Source organism: Nocardiopsis sp. CNR-923, assembly GCF_001942255.1.
In the GTDB taxonomy this organism is placed as follows: Bacteria; Actinomycetota; Actinomycetes; order Streptosporangiales; family Streptosporangiaceae; genus Nocardiopsis.
This window is the reverse complement of the sequence record NZ_MKKC01000069.1, coordinates 67,751-80,149: the sequence shown is the minus strand read 5'-3', so window position 1 is coordinate 80,149 and position 12,399 is coordinate 67,751. Positions and strand designations below refer to the sequence as shown.

At 65.3% G+C, this 12,399-nt stretch carries 7 protein-coding genes, 1 tRNA gene and 3 pseudogenes; 8 read left to right on the top strand and 3 right to left on the bottom strand.

Annotated features, from left to right (window positions below):
- From BJF83_RS08720 to BJF83_RS08710, 3 genes and pseudogenes are all read left to right on the top strand, one after another.
- A pseudogene (locus tag BJF83_RS08720) lies at positions 1 to 152 on the top strand (IS5/IS1182 family transposase); the annotation flags it as partial.
- 171 nt (positions 153 to 323) lie between these two features.
- Positions 324 to 1,406 (top strand): annotated as a pseudogene (locus BJF83_RS08715) (tyrosine-type recombinase/integrase); the annotation flags it as partial.
- A 255-nt stretch (positions 1,407 to 1,661) separates the two neighbouring features.
- Positions 1,662 to 1,734 (top strand) — tRNA-Lys (locus BJF83_RS08710).
- A 77-nt stretch (positions 1,735 to 1,811) separates the two neighbouring features.
- Here BJF83_RS08710 and BJF83_RS08705 read toward each other — a convergent pair.
- Positions 1,812 to 3,290 (bottom strand): ATP-binding protein, encoded by a 1,479-nt coding sequence (locus BJF83_RS08705; RefSeq protein WP_075925883.1) that lies wholly within the window; start codon positions 3,288 to 3,290, stop codon positions 1,812 to 1,814.
- 760 nt (positions 3,291 to 4,050) lie between these two features.
- On the opposite strand from BJF83_RS08705, the gene BJF83_RS28745 reads away from it, so the two are divergent.
- Positions 4,051 to 4,179, top strand: a complete 129-nt coding sequence (locus tag BJF83_RS28745; protein WP_262391410.1) for a hypothetical protein — start codon at positions 4,051 to 4,053, stop codon at positions 4,177 to 4,179.
- Here BJF83_RS28745 and BJF83_RS08695 read toward each other — a convergent pair.
- Together BJF83_RS08695 and BJF83_RS08685 are read right to left on the bottom strand one after the other, a co-directional pair.
- Complete coding sequence (locus tag BJF83_RS08695) at positions 4,176 to 5,177, bottom strand: hypothetical protein (protein ID WP_262391409.1); 1,002 nt, start codon at positions 5,175 to 5,177, stop codon at positions 4,176 to 4,178. The two genes, BJF83_RS28745 and BJF83_RS08695, sit on opposite strands and share 4 nt — an antisense overlap.
- 1,988 nt (positions 5,178 to 7,165) lie before the next feature.
- Positions 7,166 to 8,294: pseudogene (locus BJF83_RS08685) on the bottom strand (undecaprenyl-diphosphate phosphatase).
- A 262-nt stretch (positions 8,295 to 8,556) separates the two neighbouring features.
- Here BJF83_RS08685 and BJF83_RS08680 point away from each other — a divergent pair.
- The 4 genes from BJF83_RS08680 (at position 8,557) to BJF83_RS08665 (ending at position 12,011) form a co-directional block, all read left to right on the top strand.
- Positions 8,557 to 8,946, top strand: coding sequence for a PPOX class F420-dependent oxidoreductase (locus tag BJF83_RS08680; RefSeq protein WP_075925881.1), 390 nt, complete (start codon positions 8,557 to 8,559; stop codon positions 8,944 to 8,946).
- Between the two features lie 128 nt (positions 8,947 to 9,074).
- A complete protein-coding gene (locus BJF83_RS08675; RefSeq protein WP_075925880.1) occupies positions 9,075 to 9,683 on the top strand; it encodes a TetR/AcrR family transcriptional regulator in 609 nt (202 codons plus the stop codon).
- A gap of 55 nt (positions 9,684 to 9,738) precedes the next feature.
- Entirely contained in the window at positions 9,739 to 11,310 is a 1,572-nt protein-coding gene (locus BJF83_RS08670) for an MDR family MFS transporter (RefSeq protein WP_075925879.1), read from the top strand.
- A gap of 446 nt (positions 11,311 to 11,756) precedes the next feature.
- On the top strand, positions 11,757 to 12,011 hold the full coding sequence (locus BJF83_RS08665) for a PspC domain-containing protein (RefSeq protein ID WP_075925878.1): 255 nt from the start codon (positions 11,757 to 11,759) through the stop codon (positions 12,009 to 12,011).
- The last annotated feature ends 388 nt before the right edge of the window (positions 12,012 to 12,399 follow it).

Here is a 12,399-nt window from a genome sequence, read left to right as displayed (position 1 = left end):
ACTCTGCCCACGCCAAGCTCCGCGCACCCGGCGAGCGCGCGATCGCCCAACTCAAGAACTGGGATGTCCTACGCCGCCTACGCTGCTGCCCGCACCGGGCCGGCCAGATCACCCGCGCGGTGCTGGTGCTTCAACTCCGCGAAGCAGGATGAAAAAGGCTCAGTTTGTCAAGTACATCGAAGGGTTCTATAATCAACGGAGGCTTCATTCCGGCACTCGGGTACAGGACTCCCCAAGAGGTTGAGGACGAGCATCTGAGTTATCGTCTCGCCGTCTGACAGTTCACAAGAGAAGCTGTCCGGAGTTTTGATGGCCCCTCAGTTCCCACCGTGGAGCAGTGGCTGGCCGAGTGGTTGGACGGCAAGCCCGCACTGACCCTCAACACTCGCCGCTCCTACGCCGGGCACATCCGTAACCACCTCGTCCCCCACCTGGGGCGGCTCCGGTTGGACAAGCTGCAGGCCCGCCACGTGGAGGCGATGTTCGCCGGGATCGAGGAGGACAACGAGCTCATCCTGGAGTGCCGGGAGTCCGGTGATCCGGCGGTCGTGGCCTCGGTGCGGGGCAGGAAGGTGGTGTCGCTGTCCACCAAGCACCGCATCCGCGCCACACTGCGCAGCGCCCTGTCCGAAGCAGTGCGCCGCCCGGACCTGCCGGTGGTGGTCAACGCCGCCTCCCACGCCCGTCTGCCCTCATGCCCGAGGAAGAAGCCGCTGGTGTGGACTGCGGACCGGGTCGCCCAGTGGGAGAAGGACGGCACCATTCCCGGTGAGGTGATGGTCTGGACCCCGGACCAGACCATCCGCTTCCTCAAGCACGCCCGCAAGTACGCGTGGCTGTTCGCCCTGTACCACCTGATCGCGGTCAAGGGCCTGCGGCGAGGTGAAGCGGTCGGTCTGCCGTGGGCCAACACCCGCATGAGCGACGGCGAGATCGACATCCGCACCCAGATCGTCCAGCTCGGCTGGGAAACCCACACCTGCACACCCAAGAGCGCCGCAGGGCAACGAACCATCACCCTGGACACCGGCACCGTGAGGATCCTGCGGGCCTGGCGCCGCCGTCAACTGGAGGCCAAGCTCGCCGCCGGAGCGGACTGGGTCGACTCGGGGCTGGTGTTCACGCGCCAGGACGGGTCGGCGTGGCACCCGGCCCAGGTCACGGACTGGTTTCAGCGCATCAGCCGGGCGGCGGGGCTCCCGCCCATCGATTTGCACGGGCTACGCCATGGGGCGGCGTCGATGAGTCTGGCCGCCGGGGTAGACGTCAAGGTGGTCTCCGCCGAACTCGGTCACGCCACCACTCACTTCACCCAGGACACCTACCAAACGGTGTTCCCCGAGGTGGCCAAGGCGGCGGCCGAGGCCACCGCCGCGATGCTCAAACCTGGTAGCGCGAAGGCGTAACTCGCCACCCCGGTCCCCGTTGGAGCACTCGGGTACGACCCCGACTCCGACGGGGTCCTGTGCTTCCTGGCCTGGTTCGTGTGCTCGGTGTTCGCTCCTCTGTCGCCGGAGTTCCGCCTCAGGCAGGGTTTGTCGTGCTCGTCGGTGTGGCGGTCGGGTGGTGTGTCCCCGCCCGGGTCAACCGCCCGGATCCCGTGCTGCTGCGGTAGAGTGGTCTCCGGCGAGCGCCAGGGCCATGGGTCCGAGGTGAATCGCGGGCCCCTAGCTCAATTGGCAGAGCAACGGACTTTTAATCCGTGGGTTCAGGGTTCGAGCCCCTGGGGGCCTACTCAATAAAGACTTTTTCATCCCTACCCCTGTGCGTCCACCAAACAGAGATTCGCTCCTTTCAGCGACGACTCGTATTTAGAATGGGGGCTCCTCTTCGTTCTGCGCGGATTCGATCGGAGTATCATTCACATCCGACTCCGACTCCGATTCCGGACCGTACTCCTTTAGCATGACGAATGTCGCGACCTTTCCAGTGTCATCATCCCGGCGGTCCCGGATCCATTGGTCTGGATACAGCTCGTTTAATGCCCTCAGGACTAGCTCGTATCCCCACTGCCAGTCGGAGCTCGTGCGTACGGCGTGCTCCGGCGCTTTCGTCTTGAGGATGTAGGCGATATGTGACCACTTGATGCCGCGTGCACTCTTGATCCGGCTATGGAAGTCGGTAGTGTTGTCGAGGTGCAGGATGGCGATAGCGCCGTCGTCGGCAGGCAACTCCGTATCGTCGATATCTTCGTCGCCAGTGTGGCGGGAAGCAAGGGCAGCAGCCGCTTCTTTGGCCTCGCGACGTCGCGTATCGACACGAAAACGCTCCTGGGCCGCGAAGTGCTCGGGGGCTGGCTTGTCGTACTTAGGGTCCGCCCTCTCGTTGCCGTCTTCGAAGCTCAACACGCGCACGGAGATAGGATAAGGGCGCGAATTCTGGTCAGTGCCGGGGGCGCTGGACCAGTAGATTCCGTTGCCGACGAGGGGCTCGTTGAGCAGCGTGGCAAGCAGATCGTCGGAGAAGTGGGCATTGGCCTTCTTTAGGGAAACTAGGTCGCCCTGCGACAGCAGATGGAAGACAAAGAAGTTGTCGCCTTGGCTCAGCAGCTCGTGGGGGAGGCTGCCAGGCTGCTGAGTGATCAAGAGGGCGCCGAGGTCGTACTTGCGACCTTCTTTAACCCAGGAGACAAAGGGGCCGTCCTCGCTCTGATTGGAGCCGCCGAGGACGGACTGGGCCTCTTCAATGACCGCAATGGTGGGGATGGACTTTGGGTCAGCCTCGGTGAACTGGTTCTGGTTGTGTTCGAAGATGTCACCGAGGATCACACCGGCCAACTGCAGTCCCTGGGCGCCGCGCATCTGCGAGATGTCGACCACGCACAGCTTGCCCTGGCTCAGGCAGTCCTTCAGTGCGCTCAGTAGCTTGCTGTTGGGGTCATGGAGAGCGTTGATCACGCGCGTCATATTGCTGATCGCGGCGTTGATCTCGACATCCGACATTCCCTTGATGTTGAGAATCTTCTGGGCCTCAGCCGGGTCAGTGCCACCCTTGTGGCGGTGAATCAGGTCAACGAGCTGACCCCAGCGTGGCAGATCGAGTGCCTTGAGCTTGACGACGTTCTGGTGGTCCTGCCTCTCCGGCGGCAATGCGATACCGAGCACTCGCGCGGGGCTCAGTTCTTTAATGTTGAGCTTGACACCGTTGACTACGAAGGAGTCGTAGAACTCGCTGGGCCCCTTGCGGTTGGTGAAGACGACGAGCTTGTCGCGCAGGTGTGGTACATCGCACAGTGCGGGACGACCTTTGAAGTCGGGCCAGAAGTACTCGCCATCCGGATCGAAGATCACCGTACCTACGGAACTCGCCGTTGAGGCGAGGAACGGTGGGTTGCGTCTCGTAGAGCGCTGAGAACAACAGCTTGACCAGGTTGGACTTGCCGAAGCCAGCACGAGCGAAGACGAAGCTACGCCGAGCGATGAGCTTCTCGATCTGGAAAGTCGGCATGATCGCTGGCTGCTGGATCCTCATCCAGGACGTGTCGCCCACTCGCTTGTCGTTGCCAGCGTAGACAAACTCGCCGAAGGCGAGATAGCCGATGGGGACCGCTCCGTCGGCGGTGTCCTTGGCGTTGACGACCTCCGCGAGGAGGTCGTCAGACAGAAGTGCGACCTGAGCGCCAACTTGCGGAAGGCGCCGATGGCTGGGGACGAAGATGTGCTTGCCGCCGTCCTCACGGAGCACACCGAGGATGCGGATGTCGACCTTGTACTTCAGGTAGCGTTCCCGTAGCTCATCGGGGATTGGCCGCTGATCACGCACCGCACGGGTGGCATAGTCCTCGCCGATGGGGGACACCAGGCGTCCCTGAGAGGCGATGGTGGTGATTCGCCCGAGGATCGCCTCCTGTTCGTGTTCGAGCTGGACAAGGACGAACTGGCCGTGCATGGCCGTGGTCTGGAAGTCGTCGTGGTGCGGTAGGACAAGGTCGGCGTGGAATTCCATGCCGCTTTCAGAGAAGCCGCGGAAGGTGCCGACGACTTTGTCGCGCTCGAACAGGCTCATGACGGTTCTTGCTCCACAGGATGTGTGGGACTGACAGGATGAGAGGTGTTACTCGTAGCGGCGGGCGGCCACGTCGGAGGCCAACCGCAGAGCGTCGATGACCGGAGCCTTATCCTCGCCGACCTGGTCACGGACAGCGTCAACAAGCTGGTCTTCGATGATGTCCAGGTCTAGGTCAGCGACCCGGGAGAAGCTGTCAGCTTGCTGGATGCAGTTGGGGTAGAGAGGGATGGGGAAGCCAGCCACCGCGTCTGCCTGCAAGTAGCCGAAGATCGCCTGGCTTCTTTGTCCTGGTGAGACATCAAGTCCACGGTCCAGATCGGGTCGCCGGAGTACGGGCCGAAGCGGACGAAGTACATCGAGCCGAAATTGAACTTCGGCTTCTCGCCAGGGGAATCGTCCTTGACGTCCCGGGTGTACTCGTCCCACAGGTATGCCTCATCGAGCATCTCTGCGGGGACCTTGGCGAAGCAGGCGGCGCCGTTGTCGAATACGCCCGACAACGAGATAGCTAGCCGGTAGTACTCTAGGACCTGGGTTTTCTTTGCCAGTCCCACCAGCCAGACCTTGCGTCGGTCGCGGCGCCAGATCCGCTCGATGGCGTCGTACATCTGCTCGCCCATCTTCACGAACAGTTCGCCGTGGAAGATCTTGCTGCGTAGCAGGCCGTCGCGGACGATCAGGGTGTCGACAGCGTAATCGCGGTGGCAGATCAGATCGTAGAGCGTGGCCCATTCGCACAGGTCTCGGAAGACCAGGACCCAGCTAGGCGACTTACCCGACATCATCGGTGACAGGTCCTTGAGCGTGTCCACGCCCAACCCCTGCATCATCTTTCCCAGGGCGGTGCGTGGGCTGCCGTCCTCATGGAACTGGCGTCTCCCTAAAGCCTCGACATCGGCGATCGGGGAGACCACCTCCAGACATAGCTCCTTGCCGTTGGAGTCCACGACGCGGACGACCTGCAGGTAGAAGGGGTTGAAGGCGACCTTGTTGTTACCGCCGTCGGACGCCATCAGCGCTACCGACGTTCCCGCTCGAGGCTTGATCACCTTGACCCCGGAGCTGATGGCCCGGGCCTGCTCGACCAGCTTGTCCAACTCTGCGCGGCCGGCTTCGACCTGGTCGCCGATCAGCTGCTTGAGCTGCTTGATCTGGTCGGCGTCGAACATGCCTCTCCCCACACCACGTTCGGACTGTGACAGACGGGTGGTTCACATATCTGTCTCCACAGCATGGCACGGGGCAGCGACAATGTGACACGTGATTCCAGGAAATGTCCGGATTGCCCGATCAGCGGGACGGTCCGACCAGCTCGGCAACAACGTCGATCTCGTCTACAGCAGAGCCAGCCTTGCCGAACTGCGCAGCTTGTCGGGCGCGCTTGGGTGGAGTGCCAGCTTGCCGAACATCCTTGACGACCCACCCGGTCTTCGCTTCCTTGATGGAAGCTAGAAGCAGCTCCTCCGGGTTGGTGCGAGCTGAGGGCAGGGCACCGAAGCGGATTGCGAGTCGGGCGCGCGGCGGCATCGGCGGGCTGTGGCGGCCCACACCTCGCTAGGGCCTGGATAAACGCCTCCTGGTTCGGCTGGCGAGCGATCTGCCCATGGGTGCTGTACGGGACTTCCGCAGGTCCACCGAGGAACCACGAGCGCAGCCACTGGTCGGCTACGTAGGTACGCATGCCGTAATACGGGGGTGAGGTGACTACCAAGTCGAATCGCTGTCTCAGTCCATTGAGGGTCTCGATGGAGTCGCCAAGGTAGACCCGGCCGCCGTGGGCGAGCGGGGCGGCGTCCAGCAGGCGCTTAGCCCGTCGCTCGATGACATCTAGAGCCGGGATGCGTACAGGCTCCATGTCACGCGTTCTCCAGAACTTCACCGCGTAGGCAGGCTTGGAGGCGTAGGTGCGCGGCATCTGGTTCGACAGGTACGACGGTAGGTTCTTGTTGCGTGGGCCGTGGAGGATGCCGAGTAGGACCGCCCGCAGCATCGCCGCTGTTGGCGTAGTCATCTCTAGCAAGGCTTCACGGAGTATCACCAGCTCGCGCAATGTCTCGCGCTCGTAACACCACTGCCAGAACTCGCCCTCGGGTACCTCACCCGGCATGCCGCGATTGAGAATCTGCCGCGCAAGCCGAACCACAGCGCCAGGCGTGACCCGGATGAGCTTGGCCTGAGCAATGGCAGCAGCGACGGGGTTGATGTCGACACCAACTGACGGCAGTCCGGCTAGGCGAGCCGCATACAGCGTGGTGCCTCTCCCGCAGAACGGGTCGAGCACCCGCGTGGCCTCAGGATGGGCAGCAAGCTGCTGGAGTGGGAAATCCAGCGGGAACATCGTGTAGTACGGGCAGATGGTGTTAAGCCGCAGCGCATCTTCAGGCCAGCTGGGGGGAGGGGCTGCTGCAGTCACCGTCATGGTGGCAATATACAGGTAAAGTTACCCGGCCACGTGTGGGGGCTCGACGCTGCCAGTCAAAGTCGCGACCAGCGGCTTAGCCCTAGACCACTCAGGCCCACCATAACTCAGGGTGCTCAGCAGAGAACACCACTCTTGGCGCGAAGATCTCCGCAGGAACAGCTTGTGGCGCCAAAAGAGTCAACAGCCACCAGGATTTTACCTTGCAGCTCGGACTCTTCTTCGACTCCCTCTATGCAAATTCCGACAGTGAGAGCCTGGTACCGTCACGCCAGCTTCGAGCCAAGGCTGAAAAAGCAGTCGATCATTTCATGTCCGGCGCCCCAGGAAAACAACACCGCGCATTCACACTGGCAGGGGGCCACCGGAACGGTGCACGGATCACACCACGGCGAGGTTCTCGCGGACCTCGAAGCACAGACGCGGCTGACGAGCGCACATCGAGCGAAACTGAGGTGGAACAGCCGCCCGGATTGTCCCGTGCAACGGCGCTGACCTGCGGGTTTGTTGCGACTAAGCGGAATGTTCACGCTGATTAAAAGTCCGTTGCTCTGCCAATTGAGCTAGGGGCCCGCGATCCGCCTCGGCTCCACGGCCCCGGCGTTCGCCGCAGACCACTCTACCGCAGCAGCACGGGATCCGAGCGGCTGACCCGAACGGCGGCACGGGGCCGCCCAACGCCTCCAACGGCGAGCGACCCCGTCCGGAGGAGGTGTCCGCGGCGCTTGGGGGCGGGGGTCACTCGACGGTCTCGTACCGTTCCATGGGATCGTACTGGTCGCCGGTCACCGGGTTGGTGGCCAGCCCGGCGACGGGGTCGTAGTTGACGTCCATCCCGAGTTCGGGGTCGTAGTAAAGCCCCGTGCCCGGGTTGCGCGGCAGACCCACCTCGGAGTCGATCTCCCAACCGGTGGTCGGGTCGACGCTCGGGATGGCGCGGGACGGCTGCTCCGAGGGTTCCGCAGAGGGCGTGGCCTCGGCAGACTCCTCCGCCGGAACCGTCTCCTCCGCGATGACCTCACCGTGGCCGGGCTGTGACTCGGCCCCGCCCTGCGGGCTGAGCACGCCGAAGCCGACCAGGGTCAGGATGAGGATGCCCAGGCCCACGCGGTAGTAGACGAACGGCATGAAGCTGTGCGTGGAGATGAACCTCATCAGCCAGGCGATCACGGCGAACCCGACGACGCCCGCGACGACCGTGCCCACGATGGTGGCCGCCCACCCCGCGTACTCGTCGCCGCCGATGTCGGTGAGCTTGTACACGCCCGCGCCGAACACGGCGGGCAGCGCGAGCAGGAAGGAGTACTCGGCGGCGTCCTTGCGGTTGAAGCCCAGGAGCATCCCACCGGTGATGGTCCCGCCGGAACGCGACACACCCGGGATGAGCGCGAGGGACTGGAAGAGCCCGAAGGCCAGGCCCCGGCTGACGGTGAGGTCCTCCAGACCGCGGTGCTTGCGCGAGTAGCGGTCCACGACGCCGAGGATGACACCGAAGACGATGAGGGTGAGCGCGATCAGTCGCAGGTCACGGAAGACGCTGTCGATCTGTTCCTCGAAGAGCAGACCGAGGACGACGATGGGGATCGAGCCGATGATGACGTACCAGCATGCGTGCGTTGATGTCCGCGCGCAGCTCCCGGTTGATCAGAGACCTGCACCACGTGGACAGGATCGCCCAGATCCGCTTCCTGAAGTAGATCATCACCGCGATCTCGGTCCCGATCTGGCTGACGGCGGTGAAGGCCGCTCCCGGATCGGGCCAGCCGAACAGGGCTGAGACCACGCGCAGGTGGCCGCTGGAGGAGATGGGCAGGAACTCGGTGAGCCCCTGGACCAGGCCGAGGAAGATTGCTTCGAAGAGGGACACGGAGGGGTCTGCTCCTGGGTGTTTCTGCTCCGGTCCGGGTCGCTGGTGGCAACGTCGAGGGGGCCGGGCGCGTTCGGTGGGACAAGGGGGACAACGGGCAGCTTACTGAGGTTCCCGGTCCACATGTCGACGTGTGCGCCCAGCGCGTGCCTCCGAGTTCGCAAACCCCCCATGGCACGTGGACCCCCCGTCCCCCTTTACGCTTCCCCGATCCGTTGGTGTACTCGGAACCGTCAACCCGACCGACGACGAGGAGCACGCCATGACCACCGTCCCGGAAGAAGTTCAGAACATCCTCACCAAGCGCGCGTTCGCCCACGTGGCCACCATCGGCCCGCAGGGCGAACCCCATTCGAGCCCTGTCTGGATCGATTGGGACGGGGAGTTCCTGAGGTTCAGCCAGACCAGGACCCGGCAGAAGATCCGCAACCTCGACCGCGACAACCGTCTGGCGATCTCCGCCGTTGACCCCGACAACCCCTACCACTACTTCGAGGTGCGCGGGGTCGTGGACCGTGTGGAGGACGACGCCGACCTCGGCTTCATCAACGCGATGTCGCACAAGTACCTCGACAGGGACTACCCCTGGCACCAGCCCTCCGACGAGAGGGTGGTCGTGTACGTCCGCCCCCTGCGCACGACGAAGATGTAGGCAACCGCGCACGGACCGACGGCTCCGCCCCCCGGGCGGGGCCGTCTTGCTTTGCACGGAGTGAAACAATACACATTGAGAAAGCTTGCACGTCATGCAAATATTGACCGTGCAAGGGAGAGGACACCATGGGACTGCGTGAACGCAAGAAGCAGGCCACGCGCCGCGCCCTTGAGGAGACGGCCGCCAGGCTCACTCTGGAGCGCGGTCTGGAGCACGTCACCGTCGAGGAGATCGCGGCCGAGGCCGACGTCTCCACGCGCACGTTCTTCAACTACTTCACGACCAAGGAGGAAGCCCTCCTCGGCGACGTTCCGCCGACGCCCGACGAGCAGGCCCGGAGGGTCTTCGCCGAGGGCGGCCCCACCGGCGCGTTCGTCGACGACCTCATCACCCTGCTGACCACATCCCTCATCAGCCCGGAGGCTCTCGCCGCGCACCGCGAGGCCATGCACCTGCGCAAGCGGCTCATGGAACGTGAGCCCCAGCTGGTGCCCGGCATGCTCGCCCGCTTCCACAACGTGGAGCAGGAGATCTCCCGGGCCATCGCGCAACGGACCGGCGCGTCACCGGAGGACGCGCGACCGCAACTGGTCGCCGCGACCGCCATGGCCGTGACGCGGCAGACCATGAAGTCCCTCCACTTCACGGAAGGAGAGGACGCGGCGGACATGCGCGCCGTGCTGCGCGACGCGTTCCGCAACGTCGGCCGGGCCTACGCACCCTCCGACGACTGACGCGTATCCACACCGCCCCAGGGGCCTCCCGGGGTTCGTTCCCGAACGGAGTCGCATGCCTTCCACACACCCAGGACCCGAGGAGGGCGTCAGCCGCTCGCGGCTGCGCTGGATCCTCCTAGCGATCGTCCTGACGATCCTCCTGGCCTCGCTGGACCAGACGATCGTGGCCACGGCGCTGCCCACGATCGTCGGTGAGCTGCACGGCCTGGAGCAGCTCTCGTGGGTGGTCACCGCGTACATGCTCGCGGCCACGGTCGGCATGCCCATCTACGGCAAGGCCGGAGACCTCTTCGGCCGCCGCCACGTGTACGTCTTCGCCATCGTGGTGTTCCTCCTCGGCTCCGTCCTGGCCGGGCTCGCCCAGAACATGCCGCAGCTCATCGCCTTCCGCGCCCTCCAGGGGATCGGCGGCGGAGGTCTGATGATCAGCGCGCAGGCGATCATCGCCGACGTCGTCTCCCCGCGCGAGCGCGGCAGGTACATGGGCGTCATCGGCGCCGTGTTCGGCGTCTCCGCGATCGCCGGTCCACTGCTGGGCGGGTTCTTCACCGACCACCTGGACTGGCGCTGGATCTTCTACATCAACCTGCCGCTCGGCGCGATCTCCCTGGTCACGGCGGCCACGATGATCCGCCTTCCCCAGCCGTCGGGCCCCCGGCCCAAGCTGGACTACCTCGGGACCGTCCTGCTGGCGACGACGAGCGTGTGCCTGGTCCTGCTCACCAGCTGGGCCGGGACCACCTACGACTGGGTCAGCCCGCAGATCCTGGGTCTGGCGGCGGGCGCGGTCCTGGCGGCCGTCCTGTTCGTCCTGGTGGAGCGGCGTGCGGCCGAGCCGATCATCCCGATGCGGCTCTTCGCCGACCGCAACTTCGTGCTCACCGCCCTCATCGGCGTCACCGTGGGCATCGCCATGTTCTCCACGGTCTCCTACCTGCCCACGTTCCTCCAGATGGTCAACGGCGCCACCGCGACCCAGTCCGGGCTGCTCATGCTCCCGATGGTGTTCGGCATACTCACCAGTAACATCACTACTGGGCGACTCATCAGCGCGACCGGACGCTACAAGCACTGGCCGATCATCGGCACCGCCGTCATCGCGGTTGGCCTGGTGCTGCTCTCGCGGATGGACGCGGACACGCCCTACCTCTACAACGGTCTCAGCATGCTGGTGCTGGGGCTGGGCGTCGGCATGGTCATGCAGAACCTCGTGCTCATCGTGCAGAACTCTGCGCCCCGGAACGACCTGGGATCGGCGACCTCGGCGAACAACTACTTCCGCCAGATCGGCGCGTCCTTCGGCATCGCGGTGTTCGGTTCGATCTTCGTCTCCCGCCTCAACGCCCGGATGGCCGGCCTTCCGGGCGACGGTGTGGCGTTCGAGGGCGGGGAGGCCGGGATCAGCTCCATGACCCCCGAGATACTCCAGGGCCTGCCCGATCCCGTGCGCGAGTTCGTCGTGGAGGCGTTCGCCGGGGCGCTCCCGCCGATCTTCCTCTTCGCCGTGCCGATCGTGCTGGTCGGCTTCGCACTCGCCTGGTTCGTCCAGGAGCACCCGCTCGCCACGACCCTCGGGGAGCGGGAGCGGTCCGAGCCGGAGAGGGACGCCGTCGCCGCCGCCTGAGGGGGCTGGCGGGCCGGTACGGCTCGGTTCCGTCGCCGCCAGCGGGTGGGCGGCGCCACCGCCGGAGCCTTCGACGTTCCGCGTTCGGACCGTGCCGCACTGGTCGGCCTGACGACCCGACCGCCGACGGGACGGCGCCCCGCAGGGCGTGGGCGCCGTCCATGGGACTCCGCCCCGCGCCGCCACCGCCGTCGACGTCGCGCCATCGCCCCACTTCTATTGGTGGACTAACTATTAGTGTGCGAACTGAATGCCGGGAGATCCCGCGCCCCACCCCTCCCCGAGTGTGCTCCACGCCTCAGGAACGACACGCCCTCCGCGGCCGTCCAAGTCGGTGCGGGGACGCGTCGGCGCCCCTCCCCGCCCGGGGGGCTCCGGGGGATGTCAGGGGCGGCCCAGGGCTGTCCCCGATGGGAAACGTCGTCGGTGACCGGCAGGCTGGAGACATGAACGGAAAACTCCGAGGACGCCTCGTCCGCAGTGACTCCGACCGCCTCCTCACCGGTGTCTGCGGCGGTATCGCCGCCTTCCTCGGCGTCGACGCGACGATCGTCCGCGTCGCCTTCGCGGCCTTCGCCCTGCTGGGCGGCGGCGTGTTCGTGTACATCCTCGCGTGGCTGCTCATGCCAGCCGAGAGCAAGAGCCACTCCTTGTTGGAACAGATCATCCGCAACTTCCAGGGAAAGCCGAGCGTGAACTGATGTGGACCCTTCGAGCCCAGCCGGGCTGGCAGCGCCGTGAGCTGAGGACCCAGCGCGAGGAACGGGAGACCGAGGAGACCCGCGAGCCCGCCGCCACGTGCGGCGCCGAGGCCTGAGGGACCAGAAGGCACCAGGCACGGCCCCAGCCGCCCCGGGACCCTACAGGCGCACCCGTCCCGTGGAGGGCAGACCCGGAGCTCGTGCCCCACGGCATCCACATGACCGCTCTTCGTGTGAACAGGGCGGGGTACGCCGGCCGCGTTCGGTTCTCCTGACAGTTCGGGCGTCTCGCATGACCGACACGCCTTCCCTCCGATGACCGCCGTCGGCCCCGGCGACAGGCGCTGCCCGTCACTCGCCCGCGGTTCCCACCCGACGGCGCGAGAGG